Below are 22,522 nucleotides of genomic sequence, written 5' to 3'. Positions count from 1 at the left end.
AGAAAGGAAACCCCATGCAAGGCACCCAGAAACCCTCCGCCCCCTCGCCAGCCGATCCCGGCTTCAAGCTACCGGAAGAATCGGCTTCGCCCCAGGATACGCTGCCGCAGACCTTGCCGGAAACCGCCGGCCGTCCGGTCGAGGTGGTGCCGGGCACCGAGACCGCACCGGTAGCAGCCACCGACACCTCGACGCGCGACCTGGCGATCGGCGCGGCAGTCTTCCTCGTCCTGCTGGTGGTGTACTTCTTCGTGCGCAACGCCTACGTGCATCACCTGGTGGTGCGGCGCGTAGCGCCTTCGTCGGCGGGCAGCGCCGGCTGGCTGCTGTTCGTGGGCCTGGGCTTCCTGTCGGCCGCCGCGGTGCTGGCGATCATCAATGCCAGCAAGTTCCTGACCTTCGCCGTCACCGGGCCGCTGGTAGCGGTGGGGCTGGTGGCGCTGGTGGCCGCGCTGTTCATCGGCCGCCGCTGATTTCTTGATCGAGAACACTATGGCAGATTTTCCCAACCCCGCAGCCCTGAACGCGAAAGCGGAACTCAAAGTCGACCTGCGCCCGACCCTCTTCATCGGCGCCGGCGGCACCGGCATGGAAGTCATGATGCGCATCCGCCGCCGCATCCTGTCGGCGGTCTGGAACCGGCATCATCCCACCCGGGTGGAGTCGATCGCCGACTTCCCGGTGGCGCGCTTCCTCCACTTCGACCTCGACAACAATGCCATCATCGACGAAGGCAAGTCGCAGCGCACCGACCCTTGGTATGAGCTGGTAAAACTCAGCGACGAGGAACGCCTGGTCGAGACTCTCGACCTGCCGCAATACCACGAGTCGGACGACAGCCTCGCGCGCTTTCCGCTGATCGAAAGCTGGATGCCGCTGCGTCCCAAGAAACTGCGTTCGCTCGGCATCGACCCGTCGAAAGGGGCAGGGCAGATCCGCGCGCTGGCGCGCCTCTATTTGTTCGACAAGTACCCCAAGCTGCGGGGACGCATCAAGGGCGCCCTGAACTTCCTGAGCAGTAATGCGGGCATCGAGCGCAAGGAAAACTACCAGCGCCTCGGCCTGCAGGTCGATACCTCGAAGTTCCGCATCGTTGTCATCGCCTCCTGTGCGGGCGGCACCGGCGCCGGCAGCGTGCTGGACCTCGGCTGGCTGTCGAAAGCCATCGCGCGCCAGGAGGTCTCGGATAGCCAGGTCGACCTGGTGCTCCTGATGCCGGGCGGCTTCGCCAAGGCCAACAAGGAGCGCACCGAAGCGAACGCCTACGCCACCCTGATGGAACTCGAAACGGCGATGCGCGACATGAATGCGCAGGTCCACTGGATGGACCCGGACAGCATCACCGGGCGCGGCGCGCCTTTCGACGACGTGTATTTCGTCGACACCGCCAACCTCGCCAACAAGGCCACGCTCGACGTCAAGGACGTCTACCAGATGGTGGCCGACACCCTGTTCGAAGACTTCGCCTCGGCCGATTTCGCCAACCGCAAGCGCTCGGTGGCGGTCAACCAGCAGCAGCACAAGCTGGGGCCCTATAACCCGCGCGTGCCGGAACAGCGCTTCGGCGACATGCGCCTGTCCTATTCCAAGGTGTACTCCGCTTTTGGGCAGGCCGTGCTGGATACCCAGCAAAGCCTGCGCGACGATATCCGCGCCTACGAGCTGGCCGGGCTGATGGTGAAGGCCTTCTTCGGCCTGGTCGGCACCGACGGCAAGGGTGACACAACTGCGGCAAGGCGGGCAGGGGACCAGGAGCGCGACAGCTTCATGCGCGAGCAGATGGACATGGCCGAGCGCCCCTTCGACGTTTTCCCCGACTTCCGCAAGGGCACCGTCGACGTCACGCCCTTCCCGGAATATGCTCTCACCGGCACGCTCCTGTTGGACAAGGACGGGCGCCTGCTGCTCGAGCGCGTGGAAAGCAAGGTGCAGCTCGAGGTCGACCGCATCATGGCCTCCTACGATATCAAGCAGTGGCGCGAGAAGGTGGCCGAGCTGCTGCCCCAGCTCGAGCGCGACGCCATCCGCGAAGCCGGGGCTACCGCCGAGACCAGCGAAGACCGCATCAAGCGCCACACCGGCGAGGTCACGGCACGCCTGAAAACGCGCGTGCGCGATCGCCTGTACGCGCTGCTGGACGACCGCAAGCAGGGCGGGCTCGAATTCGTGCTCTCCCTGCTGGAACAGGTCAAGGCGCGCCTGGCCCAGCGCGACCTCGGCAACGCCGAGCGCAACGGCCGCCGCTACCGCGACATCCGCGACGCCCTGCGCACGCGCCAGGTCGAGGAATCGCTGAACAACCTGTCGCAGGCATCCGGCCGCCTGTTCGGCAAGGAGCCGCAGGCGCGCGAGGTGATGAACCACCTCAAGCGCGACATCGCCGACTACCTGCGCTTCCACCTGCTGGCGGTCGCAGCGAACCAGTCGATCGAGGTGATGCGCAACATGTCGGCCTGGCTGGGCGAGCCGCAGTCGACCGACGAGCATGGCAACGCCCAGTGGAGCGGCGTCGCCGGCGAATTCCAGGAGGGCCGGCGCCAGGTCCAGGCGATGCTGCTGGCGGCCGACCAGCGCATCAGCCAGCTGCGCGCCGATGCGCGCCAGGAGCACGCCACCTACATCAAGATCGCCGGCGACGTGCTGCCGCCTCCTGTGCGCCTGACGGGCGACGTCAGCGCCTGGAGCGAAGAGGTGCTGCTGGAGTTCGGCGGCTCGGCGCGCCTGTTCCCGCAGCTGGGCGACGAGCGCCTGCGCGCCGACCTGCTGCTGAAACTGTTCCGTCGCGCCCAGCTGCAGCTTTCGACCCAGGAGCTGGAGCAGCCGGAACCCGTCGACCCGCTGCTCGAGCGCCTATCGTCGATGACGCCGCAGGAACGCCAGCGCGTGTTCGCCGAGTGGATCCGCAGCGCCATGCCCTGGGTGAACGCACGCTTCTCGGCCGAGTTCACGCCGAACGCCGACCAGTTCAAGTGCTTCATCGGCGTCGGCGACGTCGCCGCCTGGCGCAAGATGGAAGCGGAGCTGCGCGCCGCGGTGCCGACCGGGTACTTCCACGGTGACCTGATCTCGATCGTCAACACCGGCATCGCCGGCAAGGCGGTGTGCTACATCGAGCTGTCGGGCTATCCGATGACGGTGCTGCGCGGCCTGCCGACCTGGCGCGCCTCGTACCAGATCGAGAACCCGAAGATCCCGACCCACCTGCATTTCGACGCCACGCGCTTCCGCCATCCGCTCTCGCCTTCGATGGACGAGCTGAATCGCCTGGCCGACGACTACGAGTGGTTCCTGCAGGCGATCGCGCTCGGCGTCATCCGCCGCAAGGCCGACCTGGGCGACCGCGAAGCCAGCTTCCAGCCGCGCGGCCAGTACCTGTTCGAGGTCGAGCCGGGATCGGGCGAGTGGCTCCAGATCGGCAACGAGTACGCGATCCGCTCCAACGGCCTGCCGCCTTACTACCGCGACGGTGTGATCGGGGCCGTGCGCCACCGCCTGGCCAGTGTGGGTCCGCACCAGCTGGTGCTGCTGGCCGCCCTGATGCGCCACTATCAGCTGCGCGTCTACGAGCCGCGCCTTGAAGTGGACGAGACCGGGGCCCAGCTGCCGTCGCCCTCGCTGCCGAACATCACCGCACGGCGCCTGTACGACGCGTGGATCCGCCGCGCCGCCGCGCTCGACCCGACCCTGTCCCCAAGCCAGATCGAAACGGCGCTGTCGAGTATCCAGCAGTGGACCGAAACGGTGCCGGATTCGGCCAGCGACGCCTACAGCTGGGAAGTCGAGCGGCCGGTGGACAAGCGCGTGATCCTGCCGCAGTACCTGCAGAGCGACGAGCTGGCGGCTGCCGTGCTGCAGCGCCGCCCGGCCGAGGTGGAGTTGAACAAGGCGCCGCCGGTGCAGCCGGCAAGCAGCCCGACCGTGCCGCTTTACAAGCTGTTCGTGCAGGGCGCCCAGCGCGGACCGTTCACGATCGCCGAGATCGCGCAGCAGGCCGGACGCGGCGAGATCGATGGCAGCACCCGCGCCTGGAACATGGCCTGGAATCCGAAGCAGGACAAATGGAGCACGGTGGGCGCGCTGCCCGAACTGGCGGCGGTGCTGGCTGACGCGATTCCCGATCCCGACGACGCTGATCGTGGCGTCTCCGACGGCATCCCGGACCCCGAATGAAGGACGGCATGGTGCAAGACGACGCGGTCTACCGCTGCATCGGCCCGCACTGCGGGCGCCTGATGCCGAGGCGGGTGAACTTCTGCCCCTGGTGCGGCACCGCCCAGGCGGCGCAGCCCGTGGTGGCGCCCCTGACACCGCCGGTGCTGGCCAAGCCGCCGGCGGAGACGCCGCGTCCTGTCCCGCCGCCGGTCCTGGCCCAGGCGGCAGCGCCGACACCAACGCCGACCGTCGCGCCCGTGCCGCCGCCGGCCGCCCGGCCGCAGCCGCAAGCGCACGCTGCGCAGGCGCAGCCGCCGGGGCAGGGCATCCCGCCGCCGCCCGGCATCGGCCGCGGCGCCGCGGCCAGTCCTTCCCCGGCAGCGCCGCCGCGGCGCGAACCGATCCGGATGCGCTGGTGGATCATCTCGCTCGCCGCGCTGTGGCTGATCTGGATGGTGGTGCGCCCCGAGGGCACGCGCATCGAACGGCGCATGGACCGGGCGGTGGCGCTGGCTGTCGAATGCAAGGCGCGAGAAGCACAGGACGAACTGATCGCGCTGCGCGACACCCGTGCCACGCCGGAGCAGCTGCGCCAGGTGCAGCAGTCGCTGAACAAGGCGGCCGCCGACTGCACCCGCGCCGAGCAGCGCGCCAAGGCCTGGGAGGACACCCGCGGCGCCATCACCAAGCTGCGCCGCGCCCGCACCTACGACAAGGCGCTGGCGCGTTTGGCGACCTTTACCAAACGCTGGGGGACGGACGACGAGACCCGCAAGCTGGAGCAGGAAATCCGGGACGAGCGCGACCATCCTCTCGCAGATCCGACACGCGGCGAGTAAGCGAGTGCTTACACTGCTCAACGGTCAGCCGTGTTTTCGGCGGTGGGTGTATTCTGTTTGGCAAGCAGACAGTCGGGAGTCAGGCATGAAAACGCACATGTTGGGCACGCTGCTGCTGCTTGCCGCGCTGGCAGGCTGCAGCCGTAATGAAGAGGCACTAGGACCGGCGCAACGCGCCGGCAAGGCGCTGGACGATGCCGGTGCGAAGGTGACGCACCAGCTCGACAAGGAGCTGGCCAAGGCCGACCGCGCCGCCGAGGAAGCACGCGAAAAGATCAAGGACGCGACCCGCGATGCCAAGGGTGGGTTGAAGCGGGCGACCGAGGAGGTCGGCAAGAAGGTGGAGGATGCCGGAGAGAAGATCCAGGACGCGGCGGATTGAATCTAGTTAGACCGTAGGGTGGGCGGATTCTCCACCCACGCGGTGATCGTCGGCAGCGAGATCATCCGGCACGAAAGCGAAGCCGCAAACTATTACCGCGTGGGCGAGGAACTCGCCCACCCTACAACCACGTTTACGCGCTGGCGCGCATCTCCATCTGACTCCCCAGCACCACCGACAGCTTGACCTGCCCGGCGCGCCAGGCGCCTTCGAGGTTCTGCTCGATCTCTTCCATGTCCACCCGCGCCGGGTCGCCGAAGCCCTGCACGCCATACGCGCGGTTGCGCCCGTGCGCCTTGGCCAGGTACAGCGCCATGTCCACGATATTGACGGCGCGCTCCCACGGCAGCACCAGGGCGCCGCAGGCAAGCGGGAAGGGGGCGAAGCCGATCGACACGTTCACGCCCAGGCTATGGCCGCCGTGCATGATCCGCACCGCCGAGATGCCGGACAGGATGCGCTGCGCCACCTCGTCCAGCCCGGCGCGCGGGATGCTCGGCAAGAAGGCCAGGAATTCCTCGCCGCCCCAGCGCACGATCATGTCGGTCTCGCGCAGGATCTCGCGCAGGCTGCTTGAGATCGCCGTCAGCACCGCGTCGCCGGCCGCGTGGCCCCAGGTATCGTTGATGTGCTTGAAATGGTCGACGTCGAGCAGGAATAAAGCGCCGCACTGCTCGGCGCTGGCCTGCAGTTCCGGCTGCGGCATGGTGCGCATGTATTCCAGGAAGTGGCGGCGGTTGTACAGTCCGGTCAGCGGATCGCGCACGCTTTGCTGCTTGAGTTCCTTGTTCTTTTCGTAGAGCTTGGCGTTGGCCTGGCGCACCTTGCGGTACAGCAGGCCGACCACGACCGACGCCAGTGCAAAGAGGGCCGCCAGCAGCCACCAGACGCGCCGTTCCAGCCGGTTGACTTCGTTCTCGCTGCGCAGCAGCTCGATCTGGCGCTGCTTCTTTTCGGTCTCGTACTTTTCCTGCAGGTCGAGCATGGCGCGCTGGCGGCGCTTCTCGAACAGTTCGTTCGAAATCGTGCGTTCGCGGTGATAGGCGCGCAGCGCGCCCGGCAGGTCGCCGGCGCGTTCCAGCGCCTGGCCATATTCCACCAGTACCGCCTGCAGTTGCGGCTGGTCGCCCAGGTTCTCGTAGCCCGACATGCCGGCTTCTATGTGGCGCTTGCCGTCCGCCAGGCGGCCGCTGGCCAGGTAAGCCTGGCCCAGATTCAGGCGCGCCGTCGCTTCCAGCCCGGCGTCGTTCAGCGTGCGCGCCGCCTCGATCGCCAGTTCGGCGTAGCGCGCCGCGTTGCGGTAGTCGCGCAGCTTCAGGTAGCAGTCGGACAGGTTGACCATCGAATACCCCGCCTGCGAATCGGCGCCGATGAGCCGTTCGATGGCCAGGCCTTCCTGCAGCGCTTTCAGGCCGCGCTGGTACTGGCCGGTGGCCGCCGCCAGGCCGTATTCGGCATGCTTGAGCGTCGCCATGCGGCCGAGCGAGCTCGTTTTCTGTGCCGCTTCGACGGCTTCGGCCAGGGCTTCGAAACCCTTGTCGTACTCGCGCATCTGCCCGTACAGGCCGATCAGCGCATTCAGGGACACGACGATGTGCGTCGGGTCGCCATGCCTGCGCGCCAGGGCCACCGCCGCCTGCACGCGTTCGAGCGCCTTGGGGAAGTTGCCTTCCTCGCGGAACGACTCGCCGGCGGAAATCGTCGCGCGGATCTTCAGGTCGATGTTGTCGGTGGTGTAGGCCAGTCGTTCCGCTTCCCAGATCAGGCGGTGCGATTCTGTCAGTTCCGAACGGCGGTAAGCGATATAGCCCTTGCGCAGCAGGCCCCGCGCCAGCGCGACATTGTCCTTGTGCGTGTGGCCGAGCGCCACCAGCTCGTCCGCGATCGCCGTCGCTTCGGCGAGCTTGCCGACGCCTTCATAGCTGTTCGCCAGCTGGTTGAGGAAGTCGATGCGCTCCGGCAGCGGCGCAGCGCGGCCTTCCTGCTCGATCTGCAGCAGCATCGGCAGGCCACGTTCGGGAACGTACCTGTTCACCTCACGGATTTCTGCAAGGCGCTGGGCCAGCGGCACGGTTTCGCCTGCGATTGCAGCCGGCCCAATGCACAGTGCCGCGGCGAGCGCCACGGGGCGGGCGCGCAAGAGCGTGCGAGTTAGGAAGGAAGGCATGAGAGATTTCAAAAACCGACAGCGTCACATCTGTTTTGTAGCAATCCATTATAGGCCTGTTGCAAAATGGAAATTTCAATTTCTCTAGTTTGTCACCAAAATGACACATCGCCGCGGCCAGACGTGACGCACGCTCATCACCTGTTTGTGACCACTTGTCGCAAACGGCTGCGCCTGATCCCGTGCGAATGGTGCAGGTGCTTCGGGATGACCGGGCTATACTGGCCCGGACCTGTCCCCACCCGAGGTGAACGCGATGTGGAAAACACCATGGTTCCGTTGGGGCGCCGTGCTCGGCTTTGCGCTCGGCGGCTTCTTCGACGGCATCCTGCTGCACCAGATCCTGCAATGGCACCACCTTTTGAGCCTGGTGCCCGGCATCGACGACCTGCGCCTGCAGGTGCTGTGGGATGGCTACTTTCACGCGCTGATGTACCTGATCGCGCTGGCGGGCCTCGCCGGCCTGTGGCGCTTGCACAGGCGTGGACAGGGGAACTGGGGCTGGCCGCTGGTGGGGGCGGCCCTGGTGGGCTTCGGCCTCTGGCACGTGGTCGACGCGCTGCTGTCGCACTGGCTGCTGGGGATCCACCGCATCCGCATCGACAGCGACAAGCCGCTGCTGTGGGACCTCCTCTGGTTGGCGCTGTTCGGCATCGTCCCGCTCTTGATCGGCCTGCGCCTGCGCCGCCGCGGCGGAGGCCCTGGCCTGCATGGTGCGGCCGCGATGCTGTTGCTGGCGGCGGTGAGCGCGGGCGCCGGCGCCTGGGCACTGGTCCCGCCGGCGCAAACCGGCTTTGCCACCGTGGTGTTCCAGCCCGGCGCGGGCCCGCGCGAGGTGTACGCTGCGCTCGATGCGCTGGACGCGCGCCTGGTATGGAGCGACCGCGCGATGGGCGTGGTGGTGGTGGCCGTGCCAAGCGAAAAGCGCTGGGACTTCTACCGGCATGGGGCGCTGCTGGTCAGTGGTGCGGGCGTGCCGGCGGGCTGCTTCAACTGGTCGAAGGCTTGATACGATGTCGGCAAGCCGATGAGTTGCCAGCCACATGCGACTTCGTGAAATCGCCATCGGCATCGTGCTCAGCGCACTGCTGGCCGCTGTCGTCGCACTGACCGTTCCAGCGCCGCAGCCGCCCGCCGTGGCCTTGCCGGCGCCGTCCCCCGTCTCGCTGCGAAGCGCCACACCAGCGCTGCTTCCAAAGGTGCTTGCCGCCATTCCGTCCGCCGCGCCGCAGCGGGTGGACACGGCGTGGTTCGCTACCCATGCCAGGTTCGGCCGCGCCCGCAGCCTGCGCGAGTTCTTCTACGATGCCGTGCGCAAGCCGGGCAAGGGCGCCCTCTACTACGCAGCGCAGGCCCTGTCGATCTGCGAGCGGGTGCTGGAGCAGGACCCGGCGGCCCTGCCGCCGGCGCGCCGCCAGGCCGCCGCCGAGCTGCAGCGGCGCTGCGACTTCAGCCCGGAGGGCTTGCAGGATGCGCGGCGCGAACTGCGGGCGGCGAAGGATCCCGATCCGGGCGCAGACGCCGTGCTGGACACTGTGTTCGGCTTCTTGTCGGCTGACGGCGCCGAGGGCAGGGCCGGCATGCTGGGCCGGGCCTTCGAACAGGGCAATCCCGAAATGATCGCCCCGCTGGCGGCGGCTGCGGTGGTGGCGCACATGTCCACGGCTGCGCCAGGCGCCGCGTTTGGCGAGGCCATGGTCGTGTGCCGCCTGGGCGCGGAGTGCGGGCCGGACGCGGTGGCTACCCTGGAACTGTGCATGCGCCACGGCTGGTGCGCCGACAGCGTGCCGGCAGCCCTGCAGCAGGGCCTGGGGCAGCATTTCCCGGCGCTCGACAAGGTGGCGGCGCAGGTCGTGCGCGACCTGCGCCGCCCCAGCGCCTGACTACAGGGCGATCTGCTGCAGCAGGTACAGGCGCTGGTACAGGCCGCCCTCGATGCGCATCAGGTCTTCGTGCGAGCCGGCTTCCGTGATGCGGCCGTGGTTCAGCACGATGATGCGGTGGGCCGCGCGGATGGTGGAGAGGCGGTGCGCGATCGCGATGATGGTCACCTTGCCGCGCAGTTCTTCCAGTGCTTCCTGCACGATCTGCTCGGTGGCGCTGTCGATGCGCGAGGTCGCTTCGTCCAGCAGCAGGATGCGCGGCTGGCCGGCCAGCGCGCGTGCGATCGCCACCAGCTGTTTCTGCCCTGAGGACAGGCGCGAGCCGCCTTCGCCCAGCTGGGTCTCGTAGCCCTGTTCCAGCGCCGCGATGAAGCCGTGCGCGTGCGCCGCCCGCGCCGCTTGCTCGATGCGCTCGAGCGGCAGGCCGCGGCCCATGTCGATGTTCTCGCGCGCGCTGGCGGCCAGGATGAACGGGTCCTGCGGTACCAGGCCGACTTCGTTGCGGAAGCGCTCGTTGCCGATCGAGGCGAGCGGCAGGCCGCCGATCTCGATGCTGCCCTCATCCGCCGTGTAGTAGCGCAGCAGCAGCGAGAGCAGGGTCGACTTGCCGCTGCCGGTATGGCCGACGATGCCGAAGAAGGCGCCCTGCGGGATGTCGAGCGACAGGTCGTGCAGCACGCGCTGGCCCTCCACATAGGCGAAGTTCACGTGGCGCACGCGCACCGCCGGCGCCCTGGGGTCGAAGGCGGCCTCGTTACCGATACGCCCGGCGGCATGTTCGGCCGCGCCGGCCTCGTCGAGCAGGGTGGACACGCGTGCGGTGGCCACCACCGCTTGCTGCAGGCCGCTGAACTGCATGGTGATCTGGATCAGCGGCTCGACCACGCGCGCGATGTAGCTGATGAAGGCGTACAGCACGCCCACTTCCACCGCATTCATCTGGCGCTGGCCGAAGCCGTAGATCACGATGGTGAGCAGCACCACGTTGAGCAGGTCCAGCGCCGGGCGCAGCAGGAAGGCGTTGGCGCGCAGCTCGGCCAGGCGCGCCTTGCGGTGCGCGCGGTTGGTGTTCATGAAGCGTTCGCCGAAGCGCTGCTGGGCATTGCTGGCCTGCAGGACGCTCATGCCGCCGATCGATTCGGCCATCTGGCCGTTGATGTCGCTGCGCAGGGCGCGCGCGCGGGTCACGGCCGGCGCCGACAGGCGCTGGTAGAGCCAGACAATGCCGACCACCGCCGGCACCAGCGCCAGCACCACCAGCATCAGGCGCCAGTCGAGCCAGGCCATTGCGGCCATGGTACCGACCAGTACGATGGTCGAGTCGAGCATCACGAACAGCACCTGGATGTACAGGGTCTTGACCGCTTCGGTGTCGTTGGTCACGCGGCTCACCAGCTGGCCGGTGATGGCGCGGTCGAAGAAGGCCATCGGCAGGCGCAGCACGTGGCCGTAGACCCATTCGCGCAGGCGCCGCACCGAGCGCATCGCCAGGCCGGACAGGCGGATCAGCTGCAGGTAGCGGATCCAGGACGAAGCCCAGCCGGTCACCACCAGGCCGCCCAGCAGCAGCGACATGCGCTGCCAGTCCAGGTTGCGCGTCAACAGGTGGTCGTCGATCAGGGCCTTGCCCAGCAGGGGGCCGAGCACTTCCAGGCCGGCGGCGATGGCGAGCCAGAAGGTGGCCCAGTACAGGTGGCGGCGGTCGGGATCGGCCGCGCGGCGCAGCAGGCGCGCCGCCTGCGCCGTCTGGGCGCGCATGTTCGCTCCTCCTTCCTCCTTCAGCTCTTTGTCAGTCGGCGTCAATGCTGGCCTCCAGTTGTTGATAGCGCCACTGGCTGGCATACCAGCCGTCCAGCAGCAAGAGTTCGTCGTGGGTGCCGCTTTCCGTGATGCGGCCGTCGCGCAGCACCACGATGTGGTCGGCCCGCACCACCGCCGACAGGCGGTGGCTGGCGATGATGGCGGCGCGCTCCGGCCGCGCGGCGCGCAGCTCGTCCAGGTGTTCCAGGATGCCGGTCTCGGTGCCGGTGTCCACCGCCGACAGGGCGTCGTCGAGCAGCAGCAGGGCGCTGTCGGCCAGCAGGGCGCGCGCGATGGCGACGCGCTGGCGCTGGCCGCCGGAGAGGGTGATGCCCTTTTCGCCGACCGGGGTGTCGTAGCCATGCGGGAAGCGCAGGATGTCGTCGTGGATCGAGGCCATCCGGGCCGCTTCCTCGATCTCGGTGCGCGAAGCGCCCGGGCGGGCCAGCGCGATGTTTTCCGCAATCGTGGCCGAGAACAGGAAGGATTCCTGCGGCACCCAGCTCATGGCTGCGCGCAAGGCTTCGAGGCGATACGCCTCCAGCGGCTGCCCGGCCCAGGTAACCGCGCCGTGCTGCGGCGTGGCCTGGCGCAGCAGCACGCGCAGCAGGGTCGACTTGCCGGCGCCGGTCGGACCGACCAGGCCCAGGGTCTGGCCCGGCTGCAGCACTACCGACACGCCGTCCAGGGCCGGGCGCTCGGCCTCATGGTAGGAGAAGCGCACGCTATCTAAGGCCAGCGGGCCGCGGCCGATGGTCTCGAGCGTGCCCTTGTCCTGGACCGTGAGCGGCATGTCGAGCAGCGGCTGCAGGCGCGCCAGGCCGGCTTTGCCGCGCTCGATCAGGGACAGCACCCAGCCGGCCGCGAACATCGGCCAGATCAGCTGGCCCAGGTACATCGAGAAGCTGGTCAGCGCACCCACAGTCAGTTCGTTGTTCCAGACCAGGTAGCCACCCAGGCCCAGGGTCAGGCCGGTGGCGGCGGTGAGGGTCAGGCCCACAGCCGGCTCGTAGGCGGCTTCCCAGCGCTGGGCCGTGAGGCTGGCGGCGGCCGCGTTACCGGCCAGTTCGCTGAACTGCGCTGCGCTGCGCTCTTCGAGGCCGAGGGCGCGCAGGGTCCGCACGCCCGACAGCGATTCCTGCACATGGTCGTTCAGGCTTGAAAAGCGTTTCAGCGCGTCCGCTTCGGCCGTGTGGACCTGGCTCGAGATGCGCCAGAATGCGAAAGCCATCAGCGGGAAGGGCAGCAGGGCGACGCCGGCCAGGCGCGGGTCGACCCCGAGTGTCATGATGCCCAGCACCATGACCAGGGTCAGGGTGCCGTCGAAGCCGGCCAGCATCGCTTCGCCGGCCGCCATCTCGATGGCGTCGATGTCGTTGGTGGCGAGCGCCATCAGGTCGCCGGTGCGCTGGCGCTGGTAGAAAGCCGGTCCCTGGGCGGCCAGTCGCGCATACAGGCGGGTGCGCAGCTCGACGCCCAGGTTGTAGGCGGCCGAATACAGGCGGATGCGCCAGCCCACGCGCAGCACGTAGATGGCCAGGCCCAGGCCGAGCAGCTGGGCGAGGCCCACCAGCAGCGCGTGCCGGTCCAGGCTGTGCGCGGCGAGGCCGTCGACCAGGGCGCCGACCTTGCGTGGAATCAAGACCGTACAGATGGCGACGCCGGCCAGCATGAAGGCCGACGAGACATAGGCATGCCAGTGCCGGCGGACGAAACCGCCGATCAGCCTTGCAAGACTCATTCAGTTTCCTTGGAGATTGGTGCGCCCGAAAACAAAAGCGGGCCGAAGCCCGCTAGTGTAGTCGCTTTGCCAATCGGGCGCAGGCGCGCCCGTGCGCTTTCACTTCTTCCGTTTGGAGGAAGCGGGGGCAAGCTCGACCTTCGGCGCCTCGGTGGCATCGAGCTCGGCCACCGGCGCGGCGGCGGGGTGGGCGGCAGCGGCGGCGCGGGGCGCACCCTTGCCGGCGGCCTTGGCGATCGGCTTCGGTTCCGCGACCGGCGCCGGCTCGGCCACCAGCTCGTCAAGTGCGGCAGGTGCTTCGGCCACGACCACGGGTTCGGCCGGGATCGCCGCGGCGAGCGTGTCGCCGAGCGTTGGCGCAAGCGCCTCTGCGCTTGGCGCCGTGTCAGCAAGGTCACCGGCAACGTCAGCGGCAACCGCGACCGCCGGGGCTGCGGCCTGTTCCACCACCTCGACCGTCTCGACCGCCTGCTGCGGTGCCAGTGTCAGGGCCTGCGGGCGCACGGCATACGGACGGACGCCGCTGGCAATGCCGAGCAGCTCACGGCCATAGGCGAACAGGCTGCGCACCTGTTCTTCGGCCTGGCCGCCCAGGGTGAGGACATCGCGCGGGTCGCGCGAATTCATCAGCGCGAAACCGGTGCCGAGCGAACGCTGGACCGCGTCGCGCGAGATGGCCAGGTTGAGTGCGGCCACGCGGCTGGCGCTCTCGATGGCCTGGGTGGTCATGGAATTGAAGAAATCGAACTGCGCGTCGAACTGGGCCTTGCGTACTGCGGAAAACTGGTCATGGAGAGAGGTCATAGGGTTTCCTTGTCAGTCATTTATGGCGCACTGCAATATCGGCTAGTGTAGCCTCCACAGGCCAATGTTGCAAAGGCTTGTTGGTTTGTTTTATAGCAGAAATATTGCGATGCAGCATTAAGGTGCGATGGGGACTGCTCAGCCATCAAGTCCGTCCGGAAATGGATACAATCAGGCAGACAAAGGAGGAGTGCGCATGGACATTGTGATTCGCAACGCCACCCTGCCGGACGGCAGCCGCGGCATCGACATTGGTATCAATGGCGAACGCATCGTCGCCGTGGAAAAGCGGCTGGCGGCGCAGGGCGCGCGCGAGATCGACGCCGACGGCGACCTGGTCAGCCCTCCTTTTGTGGATGCGCACTTCCACATGGATTCGACCCTGAGCTACGGCCTGCCGCGCGTGAACCGCAGCGGCACCCTGCTGGAAGGGATCAGCCTGTGGGGAGAACTCAAGCCGCAGCTGGCCCAGGACGCCCTGGTCGAGCGCGCACTGCGCTACTGCGACTGGGCGGTGGCGCGCGGGCTGCTGGCGATCCGCACCCACGTCGACGTCTGCGATGACCGCCTGCTGGCGGTCGAGGCGCTGCTGGAGGTGCGCAAGCAGGTCGCGCCCTACCTCGACCTGCAGCTGGTCGCCTTCCCCCAGGACGGCCTGCTGCGCAGCGCGAACGCCTTTAACAACCTGAAGCGCGCCATCGCCATGGGCGTGGACGTGGTGGGCGGCATCCCGCACTTCGAGCGCACCATGGCGGACGGCGCCGCGTCGATCCGCCTGCTGTGCGAGTTCGCGGCCCAGCACGACCGGCGCGTGGACATGCATTGCGACGAGACCGACGACCCGATGTCGCGCCACATCGAGACCCTGGCGGCAGAAACCCACCGCCTCGGCATGCACGGCCTGGTGGCCGCTTCGCACCTGACCTCGATGCACTCGATGGACAACTACTATGTGAGCAAGCTGCTGCCCCTGATCGCGGAAAGCGGGGTGGCGGCGATCGCCAACCCGCTCATCAATATCACGCTGCAGGGCCGCCACGACACCTATCCCAAGCGGCGCGGCATGACGCGCGTGCCCGAACTGCTGGCGGCGGGCGTGGACGTCGCCTTCGGCCACGATTGCGTGCTCGATCCCTGGTACGGCATGGGCTCGGGCGACATGCTGGAGGTGGCGCACATGGGCCTGCACGTGGCGCAGATGACCGGGGTGGAGGCCATGCACCAGTGCTTCCTGGCCGTGACCGAGACCCCGGCCCGCATCCTCGGCCTCGAAGGCTATGGCGTGGCGCCGGGCTGCCATGCGGACCTGGTGCTGCTGGATGCCGGCTCCACCGTGGAAGCGATCCGCCTGCGCGCGGCGCGCAAGCTGGTGCTGCGGCGCGGCGCCGTGGTGGCGGAGGCGCCCCCGGCGCAGGCGACCCTGCACCTGCCGGGACGGCCGGCCAGCACCGACTTCCGGATGCCGCCGCACGGATCGCAATAGGACTTAAGTGAGAATTAATGTACGCAACGCGACCGCACGATTCCTGAACCGGGCCGCGTTTTGAGGCTAGAATAGAACGCTTTCAAGTTCAGTAACGCGTTCAAGACAGCCGTGAAAGACATCCTGATCCGCCCCGCCGGCGAGCACGATTTCGACGCGATGTGGAGCATCTTCTGCTCGCACGTCGCCGCCGGTGAAACCTATCCGTTCACTACCGCGACCTCGCGCGAAGCCGGCCACGCCTACTGGCTCGGGCCCGAGGTGACGAGCTTTGTCGCGACCTCCAGCGGGTCGCGCGTGCTCGGCATGTACCGCCTGGTCGCCAACCAGGCCGGGCGCGGCCACCACGTGGCCAATGCCTCCTACATGGTCAGCCCGTCGGCGCAGGGCGCCGGCGTGGGGCGCACGCTCGGCGAGCATAGCCTGCTTGAAGCAAAACGCCAGGGCTACCTCGCGATGCAGTTCAACTACGTGGTGAGCACCAATACCGCCGCCATCCGGCTGTGGAAGAAGCTCGGCTTCTCGATCGTGGGCACGCTGCCCAAGGCCTACCGCCACAAGCGCCTCGGCTACGTCGACGCCTACGTCATGTACCAGCTGCTGCAGGACCCGGACCACTGGCCGACGGCGGACGCATGACGGCGGGTCCCCTGGAGATCATCCGCACCGAACGCCTGCGCCTGCGCCTGGTCGAACCCGGGGACGCCGCCGTCTACCTGGAGATCCTCAACGACCCCGCCTTCATCGAGCATATCGGCGACCGCGGCGTGCGCACGCTCGAGGCGGCGGTGAGTTCGATCGAGAACGGCCCGGTCGCGATGCAGCGCACGCGCGGCCACTCGATGTACCTGGTGGAGCGCCTGGAAGACGGCAGGGCGGTCGGCCTGTCCGGCCTGATCAAGCGCGACGGGCTCGAGGATGTCGATATCGGCTATGCCTTCCTGCCGCATTACCGCGGGCACGGTTATGCCTTCGAGGCGGCGCAAGGGGTGGTCGCGCATGCGCGCCTGCTTGGCATCCCGCGCCTGGTGGCCATCACGACCCAGGGCAATGCCGCCTCGATCCAGTTGCTGCTCAGGCTGGGGATGCGCTACCAGGGCACGCGCGTCGTGGTGGCGGGCGAGCCGGCGCTCAACCTGTACGGCATGGAGCTGTCGGAAGAGCGCTAGCGCACACTCGTGTGCCGCCAGGTGGTGGTAGCATTGGCTTGCACATTCACTAACCCACCACAAGCCATCGATGCCGACCACCGAGCCGCGCCCCGACGCCCCGTTCTTCATTGTCCTGAATGCCGGTTCCGGCCATTCGGAGACCGAGTTGCGGCGTTCGACCATCGAGGAGGTGCTGGCCGGCGCCGGCCGGCGCTGCCATCTCGAACTGGTCGATGATCCGGCCGAGCTCGCGGACAAGGCGCGCAGCATGGCGGCGCGCGCCGTGGCCGAAGAGGGCATCCTGGTGGCGGCCGGCGGCGACGGCACCATCAACACGGTGGCCCATGAGGCCGTGCTGGCCGGCTGTCCCTTCGGAGTTTTGCCGCAAGGAACATTCAACTATTTCGGCCGCACCCACGGCATTCCCGAAGACCTGGCCGAGGCCGTGTATTCGCTGCTGCGCGCCCGGATGCGCGCGGTGCAGGTGGGCCTGCTCAACAACAAGATCTTCCTGGTGAATGCCAGCGTCGGGCTCTACCCCAAGCTGCTGGAAGAGCGCGAGCACGACAAGCAGCACTACGGGCGCAGCCGGGTCGTCGCCTTCTTCTCGGCCATCAAGATCGCCCTGCGTCCGCACCGGCACCTGCGCATTTCACTCGAACTCGACGGCAAGGAACGGCGCATCCGGACGACGACCTTGTTTGTCGGAAATAACCGCCTGCAGCTGGAGCAGGTCGGCATGCGCGACGGCCTGATCGAAGCGGTGGAGGACGGCCAACTGGTCGCCATCGCGCCGCGTCCGATGGGCAAGCTTGGCCTGCTGCGCCTGCTGGTGCGCGGCATGCTGGGACGGCTGGGCAGCGACGACGAGGTCGACGCCTTCGCCTTCAAGCGCCTGACCGTGCGCACCCCCGCGGTGTATGGCCGCAAGCGCATGAAGGTCGCGGCCGACGGTGAGGTGACGACAATGCCGATGCCGCTGGAATTCCGCGTGCTCGAAGGCCGCCTGCTGTTGATGGTGCAGGGACCGTCGCGCAAGGAAGCGCGACCCGGTCCCGATGAGGCCGAAGCCGCGTAGGGGTGATCTGGTCCGGTGGACCAGATCACGCGGAGCCGACCGCGCGTTCAACTCCGGCGTGCCTCACGACTGCGTATGCGCCTGTTGGACGCGCGGTCGGCAAGCCGACCACCCTACTCAACGCGGAGCAGGCGGACTCCGTAAATATCGAAGCGGTTCGACGGCCCCGTCGCACCACCGGCCGCGCTGAAGCTGCTGTTACTGTCGAGATAGCTCATGTTGTAGAAGTCGCCCATCTCGATGCGGTAACGGCCCGCGCTCAGCGTTGCCCTGAGTGGCGTCGAATACACGCTCGGCGTGTTCGCCTTCGCCAGCGGGGCGTGCGGCAGCTGCACCACGCCTTGGGCCATGATGCGGCCGCGCGCGTCCTTCACCGCCAGCCACTTCACGCCACCGCTGATCCCCAGGTTCACCTGGTTCGCGCTGTTGTGGTAGCGCACCTGGACCGCGTACCGGCCTGCGGCCGGGACGGCGATGCGCTCGACGGCGAAGCGGTCGCCGGGCTGGCCCCAGCCTTCCAGGCGCGGCGCGTCAAAGCGTGCAGTCTGGGCGCTGAGCTTCACGTTCGACTGGGTGCGCCGGTCGGTGACAGGCACCTCGATGCCACGGTCGATGCAGCGCGGGATGCTGTGGTGGCTGCGGTTGCCGCCGGCCAGGGACTGGGCCTCGACCGCGTAGCAGGCGAAGGGACTGGCGCCGCGGTCGGTCCAGCTGCCTGCCTGCAGGCCGCTGGCCGCCAGCTTGCCGTCGCGGTAGACGTTGTAGCGCACTGCGCCCTCGTCGCCGGCAGGGGCGATCCGCAGCATATTCCCGTTCGCATGACGCTCGAGGGCCGCGATCGCAGGCTCGCGCGGTGCGAAGGTGGGGCCGGCGGTGGCGTAAGGATCGTCCTTCACGCGGCGGATCTCCTGCTGCCCGCGCTGCAGGCGGCCCAGCACGATCTCGACCTGGTTGTTGTCTTTTAAGCTCGCAAGGGGAATCCGCTTGCTGCTTTCCTGGCCGTTCACCAGGATGCGGTCGACGGTGTAGTAGCCGTCTTCCGTGTCCACGGCCGGCAGGCGCAGGCGCACGTCGATACGCTTGCCATGCAGGCGCAGCTCGTGCAGCGCGATGTCGTTCGACGCGCCGAACATCTCGCGCCGCAGCTTCGCGGTGACGAATGGCTGCAGCAGGACGCCGTCGTCCTGCACCGATACGCCAAACAGTTCGCCCACTACCATGCCGAGGTAGGCTCCTACCGACCACAGCTGGCGGCGCGAATTGATCACCGGCCCGATCAGGTTCGGATTGCGTTCGTCCAGCAGCAGCGGCTGACCGGAGAGCCATTCGAGGTTCTCCATGTTCGACATGTTCAGCGCTGCGCCGCGCAGCAGGGAGTCGTAGGCCGCATCGGCCACGGCGACATTCTTTGCATGGGTGGCGGCGCGCAGGCCGTAGGCCGTCACGAAGGGCCACAGGGCGCGGTTGTGGTAGACCGGCATGCCTGGCTGCTGGGGCCAGATGACGGGAGCGCCCATCGGCCCGTGCGGATAGCGCGCCATGATCGAGCGCGCCTGCTCGTCGCTGGCAACGCCGGTGATGATGGCCAGCGATTGCCCGAGCCAGTCGAATTTGTGCAGCGGCGTGCCATCGAGGTGGCCGGCGGTGAGGCTGCTGTACATGCCGGCATCACTCAGCCACAGTTGCGTGTTGATGGCGCGCACCAGTTCGGCCGCCCACGCGGCATAGCGCCGCATCCGCTCGTCATCGCCCTGTTCCCTCGCCAGTTGTGAGGCGAGGCTAAGGGCCTTGTAGTGGCCGACGTTGGTGGACAGCGACTTCGAGGTGGACATCGAGGCCAGCTCGTTCGGGATCCAGGAAGCGTAGCTCTGGTCGCGCCAGTCGAGGAAGGATTGCTCGCCGGTGTACAGGCCGGTGCGGGCGTCGAAGGCCGCGATGCGGTCGTTCTCGATCGTGTTCGACAGGGCCTGTAGGGCGCGTCGGGCGAAGGGTGCGCGTTCGGCAGCGGGCAGGGCGCGCAGCACTTCCTCGGCGGCGAAGGCCCAGGTGACGCGGTCGGTGCTGACCGGCCAGCTGCCGCCGCTGCCGGTGTCCTGCACGATCTGCAGGCCGTCCGGGCTTCCCGCGACCTGCGGTGCGATCGTGACGCCCTTGCGCCAGCCGGACAGCTTGAATTCGAGCGAGTTGCGCACCCGCTGCGGGTCCAGCAGGGCCAGGCCCAGGTCGGCGGCGTAGGACAGGTCGCGCGTCCACACGTAATGCCACTTCTCGCCGGTGGCGAAGCACTCGCAGGGAATCGCGGCGCCGCCGTTGTAGTTGCCGTCACGGATCTGGCTCACCGCATCCAGGCGCATTTCCGAGCCGGCCAGTGCGAACAGCGCGTCGAAGGCCAGGTTGCCGGTACGGACGCGCGGCAGGCCGGCCTGCTCGCCGTACTCGCTGTGCTGCGGGCCGGGGTCGCGCAGACTGAGCGTAGTGGAGTGGGCGTAGCGCCGCAGTGCCGCGCCCGCATCCGGCGTGGAGAAGCGCGCGCTTTCCTGCTTGCCGTCCCAGGTCGGCCAGGTAAGCGCTGCAACTGCCTCGCGTCCCGCGTGCGGATCGGGCGCCGCGGCTGCCTGTGGCGTCTCCAGGCGCACCACGCGCAGCTTGGGGGCCGCCGGGTTCGAGGCATCCACCGTGAAGCGGTAAGTGCCGGTCTGGCGCACGAACAGGTAGTCTTCCGGGCCGGGCTGGGTGGCCAGGGGATACGAGGCGCCCGGCGCCACCGTTACGCTCTTGCTGGTGTCGGCCACCCATTCGTCAGCCCAGTCGCGGCTGCCGACCTTGAAGGCATGGTTGCCCGGGCTGACCAGGATGTCCGCTTCGTACACACCCTTGCCCTTGGGGGAAAGCGCGTTATCGGTACCCCAGCCGTTGAAGGCGCCGCGGATGTACAGTTCCTTTTCCTTCTCCTGCGCGCTTGCGGAAAGGCAGGCGAGCAGGGCGGCCGTGGCCAGCAGGCGGCGCTTCATCGCGCCGCGTCCAGTTCCAGGATCACGCTGCCCTTGGCCGGCAGGCGCAGCTCCTTGGTGAGATCGAAGCGCTTGCCGCTCAGGACATCGACGCCGCCCGCTCTGCCTTCCAGCATCTCGTGGAAACGCTGCGCATCCAGCACCATCTCTTTCGGGTTGTTGTTGAAGGCGACCAGTACGCGCTTGCTGTCGTCGTAGCGGAAGTAGACATAGGTGTTGTCGCGCGGGCCGTAGTGCATCAGCTTTCCACGGTGGATGACGGGCTGGCCCTTGCGCCAGTTGGCCAGCCTGCGCACCAGTTCCTGCGCGGCGCGCTGCTGGCTGCTCAGGCCCTTGCCCGCGAAGGCATCGAGCTTGTCGCCGGCCCAGCCGCCCGGAAAGTCGCGCCGGTAGCTGGCGTCGTCGCGCTCGCGGGTCGCGCTGGTCATGAGGATCTCGTCGCCCGTGTAGAGCTGCGGGATGCGCGGCATCGTCATCAGGAAGACCATCATCATGCGGTAGCGGTCGAAGTCTTCGCCGACCACGGACCAGATGCGCGACACGTCGTGGTTGGCCTCGAACAGCACCAGGTTGCCCGGCTCAGGATACAGGTAGTCGAGCGAGAGGGTTTCGTAGACGTCGCCGAACACGTTGCGGCCGTTCTTGTCCGCGAGCGCCGTGCGCATGCTTTCGGCCAGCGGGAAGTCCATCAGGCTCGGCGTGGAGGCGCGGTAGCCGTCGAAGTTCTGCTTGCCGCGCTGCCAGCGCGCCACCACCGGCACCAGCTTGCTCCACTCTTCGCCCACCATGTTCAGCTTCGGGTACTCGGCCATCAGGCGCTTCGTGTAGTCGGAAAGGAAAGCGCCGTCCGAATAGCCGAAGGTGTCGATGCGCAGGCCCGACAGGCCCGCGTACTCGATCCACCAGATGTTGTTCTGGATGAGGTAATTGGCCACCAGCGGATTGGACTGGTTCAGGTCCGGCATGCTCTCGACGAACCAGCCGCGCGTGAAGTTGTCCGCGTCTTCCTTCGACGCGTACGGGTCCTGCACGGCGGTACGGTGGTGCTGGGTCGGCACGAACTTGCCGCCATAGTTGATCCAGTCCGGCGTCGGCAGGTCCTTCATCCACCAGTGGCCGCTGCCGATGTGCGACAGCACCACGTCCTGGATGATGCCGATGCCGCGCTTTTTCGCTTCCATGGAGAGGCGGCGGAAGTCCTCGTTGCTCCCGTAGCGCGGGTCGATCCGGTAGTGGTCGGTGGCCGCGTAGCCGTGATACGAGTAGGCCGGCATGTTGTTTTCCACCAGCGGCGTCGGCCACAGCTGGGTGAAGCCCATGTCGCGGATGTAGTCGAGGCGCTGGACAATACCCGCGATATCGCCGCCGTGGCGCCCGGAGCCGTTCGCGCGATTGGCTTTTTCCAGCGTGTCCGGGGTGCTGTCGTTACGCGGGTCGCCGTTGGCGAAGCGGTCCGGCATGACCTGGTAGATCGCGTCGCTGCTGTTGAAGCCGACGCGCTGGCTGGAGCCGGGCTCGCGCGCCAGCAGCTGGTAGGCATAGCGCGTCTCGCCGCCCGCACCGCTGAACACGATGTCGAACTTGCCCGGCTTCGCGTCCACGCCGATTTCCAGGTCGACGAACAGGTAATTCCTGCTGGGGACCCGGGTCACCGACGCGATGCGCACGCCCGGGTAGCTCAGGCTCGGCGCCAGGTCGGCGATGCGCTCGCCATGCACCATCAGCTGCAGCCCCTTGTGCTGCATGCCGGCCCACCAGAAGGGCGGCTCCATGTGGGCAATGGCGGGGGATTGGGCGAGGGCGGCGCAGGGAGCGAGCGCGGCGCTGCCGAACAGCAGGCTGGCGAAGAAATGTCTCATGTCGGTGTGGGCGTTTTCTCGCTCCCGATATACTGAATCGTAGTCAGACTACAGTTCGGCGCGGTGGCAAGGGTCGCCATGCGTGGTTATGTTGTTACGAGAATACTATGGATCGGCTGTAGCACACAAACGTTCAGCATCTAGTCAAAGTACAAATTTTCGGATCGAAAAT

At 67.7% G+C, this 22,522-nt stretch carries 16 protein-coding genes; 10 read left to right on the top strand and 6 right to left on the bottom strand.

Features of this window, described 5'->3' with window-relative positions; all coding sequences use genetic code 11:
• The first annotated feature begins 14 nt into the window (after positions 1–14).
• The 4 genes from LK539_RS03830 (at position 15) to LK539_RS03815 (ending at position 5,373) form a co-directional block, all read left to right on the top strand.
• Positions 15–473, top strand: a complete 459-nt coding sequence (locus LK539_RS03830) for a hypothetical protein (protein ID WP_227799574.1) — start codon at positions 15–17, stop codon at positions 471–473.
• A 19-nt stretch (positions 474–492) separates the two neighbouring features.
• A complete protein-coding gene (locus LK539_RS03825) occupies positions 493–4,170 on the top strand; it encodes a tubulin-like doman-containing protein (RefSeq protein ID WP_227799573.1) in 3,678 nt (1,225 codons plus the stop codon).
• Between the two features lie 8 nt (positions 4,171–4,178).
• Positions 4,179–4,991 (top strand): hypothetical protein, encoded by an 813-nt coding sequence (locus tag LK539_RS03820; RefSeq protein ID WP_227799572.1) that lies wholly within the window; start codon positions 4,179–4,181, stop codon positions 4,989–4,991.
• 85 nt (positions 4,992–5,076) lie between these two features.
• On the top strand, positions 5,077–5,373 hold the full coding sequence (locus LK539_RS03815) for a hypothetical protein (RefSeq protein WP_227799571.1): 297 nt from the start codon (positions 5,077–5,079) through the stop codon (positions 5,371–5,373).
• 133 nt (positions 5,374–5,506) lie between these two features.
• Here LK539_RS03815 and LK539_RS03810 read toward each other — a convergent pair whose 3' ends face one another.
• Complete coding sequence (locus LK539_RS03810) at positions 5,507–7,540, bottom strand: diguanylate cyclase domain-containing protein (protein WP_227799570.1); 2,034 nt, start codon at positions 7,538–7,540, stop codon at positions 5,507–5,509.
• 256 nt (positions 7,541–7,796) lie between these two features.
• Here LK539_RS03810 and LK539_RS03805 point away from each other — a divergent pair, with 256 nt between their 5' ends.
• Together LK539_RS03805 and LK539_RS03800 are read left to right on the top strand one after the other, a co-directional pair.
• On the top strand, positions 7,797–8,549 hold the full coding sequence (locus LK539_RS03805) for a DUF2243 domain-containing protein (RefSeq protein ID WP_227799569.1): 753 nt from the start codon (positions 7,797–7,799) through the stop codon (positions 8,547–8,549).
• Between the two features lie 34 nt (positions 8,550–8,583).
• Positions 8,584–9,423 carry a hypothetical protein gene (locus LK539_RS03800; protein WP_227799568.1) on the top strand — a complete coding sequence of 280 codons (840 nt, stop codon included), beginning with the start codon at positions 8,584–8,586 and terminating at the stop codon, positions 9,421–9,423.
• Here the strand turns inward: LK539_RS03800 and LK539_RS03795 are convergent, their stop codons facing one another.
• The 3 genes from LK539_RS03795 to LK539_RS03785 all read right to left on the bottom strand — a co-directional run bounded on the left by LK539_RS03795 (position 9,424) and on the right by LK539_RS03785 (position 13,768).
• A complete protein-coding gene (locus LK539_RS03795) occupies positions 9,424–11,181 on the bottom strand; it encodes an ABC transporter ATP-binding protein (protein WP_227799777.1) in 1,758 nt (585 codons plus the stop codon).
• Positions 11,182–11,212: 31 nt separating this feature from the next.
• Positions 11,213–12,964 carry an ABC transporter ATP-binding protein gene (locus LK539_RS03790; protein ID WP_227799567.1) on the bottom strand — a complete coding sequence of 584 codons (1,752 nt, stop codon included), beginning with the start codon at positions 12,962–12,964 and terminating at the stop codon, positions 11,213–11,215.
• Between the two features lie 99 nt (positions 12,965–13,063).
• Positions 13,064–13,768, bottom strand: a complete 705-nt coding sequence (locus tag LK539_RS03785; RefSeq protein ID WP_227799566.1) for a phasin family protein — start codon at positions 13,766–13,768, stop codon at positions 13,064–13,066.
• Between the two features lie 196 nt (positions 13,769–13,964).
• Between LK539_RS03785 and LK539_RS03780 the strand changes: the two genes are divergently transcribed.
• The 4 genes from LK539_RS03780 to LK539_RS03765 all read left to right on the top strand — a co-directional run bounded on the left by LK539_RS03780 (position 13,965) and on the right by LK539_RS03765 (position 17,480).
• Entirely contained in the window at positions 13,965–15,251 is a 1,287-nt protein-coding gene (locus LK539_RS03780; protein ID WP_227799565.1) for an amidohydrolase family protein, read from the top strand.
• 111 nt (positions 15,252–15,362) lie between these two features.
• On the top strand, positions 15,363–15,890 hold the full coding sequence (locus tag LK539_RS03775) for a GNAT family N-acetyltransferase (protein WP_227799564.1): 528 nt from the start codon (positions 15,363–15,365) through the stop codon (positions 15,888–15,890).
• Positions 15,887–16,420 carry a GNAT family N-acetyltransferase gene (locus LK539_RS03770; protein WP_227799563.1) on the top strand — a complete coding sequence of 178 codons (534 nt, stop codon included), beginning with the start codon at positions 15,887–15,889 and terminating at the stop codon, positions 16,418–16,420. The genes LK539_RS03775 and LK539_RS03770 overlap by 4 nt, the downstream gene beginning before the upstream one ends.
• 70 nt (positions 16,421–16,490) lie before the next feature.
• Positions 16,491–17,480 (top strand): diacylglycerol kinase family protein, encoded by a 990-nt coding sequence (locus LK539_RS03765; RefSeq protein ID WP_227799562.1) that lies wholly within the window; start codon positions 16,491–16,493, stop codon positions 17,478–17,480.
• A 113-nt stretch (positions 17,481–17,593) separates the two neighbouring features.
• On the opposite strand, the gene LK539_RS03760 is transcribed toward LK539_RS03765, so the two are convergent.
• Together LK539_RS03760 and LK539_RS03755 are read right to left on the bottom strand one after the other, a co-directional pair.
• Positions 17,594–20,491: an esterase gene (locus LK539_RS03760; protein ID WP_227799561.1), complete on the bottom strand. Its 2,898-nt coding sequence runs from the start codon at positions 20,489–20,491 to the stop codon at positions 17,594–17,596.
• Complete coding sequence (locus LK539_RS03755; protein WP_227799560.1) at positions 20,488–22,350, bottom strand: glycoside hydrolase family 13 protein; 1,863 nt, start codon at positions 22,348–22,350, stop codon at positions 20,488–20,490. The genes LK539_RS03760 and LK539_RS03755 overlap by 4 nt, the downstream gene beginning before the upstream one ends.
• Between the last annotated feature and the right edge of the window lie 172 nt (positions 22,351–22,522).

This window comes from Massilia sp. IC2-476, from assembly GCF_020707295.1.
Taxonomy (GTDB): domain Bacteria; phylum Pseudomonadota; class Gammaproteobacteria; order Burkholderiales; family Burkholderiaceae_D; genus Telluria.
This window is presented reverse-complemented; position numbering and strand designations above follow the sequence as displayed.

Bases quoted from the DNA above. Each gene is read 5' to 3' on its own strand.
- LK539_RS03830 (WP_227799574.1), top strand. From the start codon at position 15: ATGCAAGGCACCCAGAAACCCTCCGCCCCCTCGCCAGCCGATCCCGGC.
- LK539_RS03825 (WP_227799573.1), top strand. From the start codon at position 493: ATGGCAGATTTTCCCAACCCCGCAGCCCTGAACGCGAAAGCGGAACTC.
- LK539_RS03820 (WP_227799572.1), top strand. From the start codon at position 4,179: ATGGTGCAAGACGACGCGGTCTACCGCTGCATCGGCCCGCACTGCGGG.
- LK539_RS03815 (WP_227799571.1), top strand. From the start codon at position 5,077: ATGAAAACGCACATGTTGGGCACGCTGCTGCTGCTTGCCGCGCTGGCA.
- LK539_RS03810 (WP_227799570.1), bottom strand. From the start codon at position 7,540: ATGCCTTCCTTCCTAACTCGCACGCTCTTGCGCGCCCGCCCCGTGGCG.
- LK539_RS03805 (WP_227799569.1), top strand. From the start codon at position 7,797: ATGTGGAAAACACCATGGTTCCGTTGGGGCGCCGTGCTCGGCTTTGCG.
- LK539_RS03800 (WP_227799568.1), top strand. From the start codon at position 8,584: ATGCGACTTCGTGAAATCGCCATCGGCATCGTGCTCAGCGCACTGCTG.
- LK539_RS03795 (WP_227799777.1), bottom strand. From the start codon at position 11,181: ATGCGCGCCCAGACGGCGCAGGCGGCGCGCCTGCTGCGCCGCGCGGCC.
- LK539_RS03790 (WP_227799567.1), bottom strand. From the start codon at position 12,964: ATGAGTCTTGCAAGGCTGATCGGCGGTTTCGTCCGCCGGCACTGGCAT.
- LK539_RS03785 (WP_227799566.1), bottom strand. From the start codon at position 13,768: ATGACCTCTCTCCATGACCAGTTTTCCGCAGTACGCAAGGCCCAGTTC.
- LK539_RS03780 (WP_227799565.1), top strand. From the start codon at position 13,965: ATGGACATTGTGATTCGCAACGCCACCCTGCCGGACGGCAGCCGCGGC.
- LK539_RS03770 (WP_227799563.1), top strand. From the start codon at position 15,887: ATGACGGCGGGTCCCCTGGAGATCATCCGCACCGAACGCCTGCGCCTG.
- LK539_RS03765 (WP_227799562.1), top strand. From the start codon at position 16,491: ATGCCGACCACCGAGCCGCGCCCCGACGCCCCGTTCTTCATTGTCCTG.
- LK539_RS03760 (WP_227799561.1), bottom strand. From the start codon at position 20,491: ATGAAGCGCCGCCTGCTGGCCACGGCCGCCCTGCTCGCCTGCCTTTCC.
- LK539_RS03755 (WP_227799560.1), bottom strand. From the start codon at position 22,350: ATGAGACATTTCTTCGCCAGCCTGCTGTTCGGCAGCGCCGCGCTCGCT.